General features: G+C 66.1%; 1 protein-coding gene. It reads right to left on the minus strand.

Features of this window, described 5'->3' with window-relative positions; genetic code table 11:
- Nucleotides 1–635: caspase domain-containing protein (locus NR187_RS34840; RefSeq protein ID WP_372703296.1), on the minus strand; the 635-nt coding region annotated here is incomplete at both ends.

The following is a 635-nucleotide window of genomic DNA, read 5'->3' on the forward strand; positions in this document are numbered from 1 at the left end:
TTGAGCACATCGTCGCGCACGAAGCCGAACGCCTTGCGCAGGTCGAGGCCCGGCATCGGCAGACGTTCGACCAGCGCCGTGGCAAAGGGGCTGTTCTTCGTATCGCCGTCCGATGCGGTCGAGCCGGCCTTCGCCGCGAAGGCGATCATGGTGTTCGGGCTGCTCGGCTCGACCTTGGCAAGGCCGCGGCCGATGGCACGCGAGGCAACCGTGCGCTTCATGGTCTTGGCAAACGGGTTGTCGCGGCAGGCGTCCAGGATGACGAGGCGCAGTTGCTTGGCCGGCTCGATCGCGAACAGCACCCTGTCGAGCGGGAACGCCTCGTCGAGAACATCGGTATCGGTCTCCAGGGCGGCATCGGTCGGGATCAGATAGTTGGTGCCGTCAAGCTCGATGCCGTGGCCGGCGTAGTAGATGACCGCGACATCGGCGTCGCGCGCCTTGCTGCCGAATTCGCGCAGCGCCTTGCGCATGTCGACCACGTTCAGGTCGAGCTTGACGTCGACCGCGTCGAACCCGGCCTTCCTGAACATGCCGCCGACCAGGGCGGCATCGTTCGCAGGGTTCGTGAGCCTCCCCACGTTCTTGTAGGCCGAATTGCCCATGACGAGCGCGACGCGCTTCTCGGCCAGCGC

The organism is Bradyrhizobium sp. Bra64 (assembly GCF_024519875.1).
GTDB classification, from domain to species: Bacteria; Pseudomonadota; Alphaproteobacteria; order Rhizobiales; family Xanthobacteraceae; genus Bradyrhizobium; species Bradyrhizobium japonicum_G.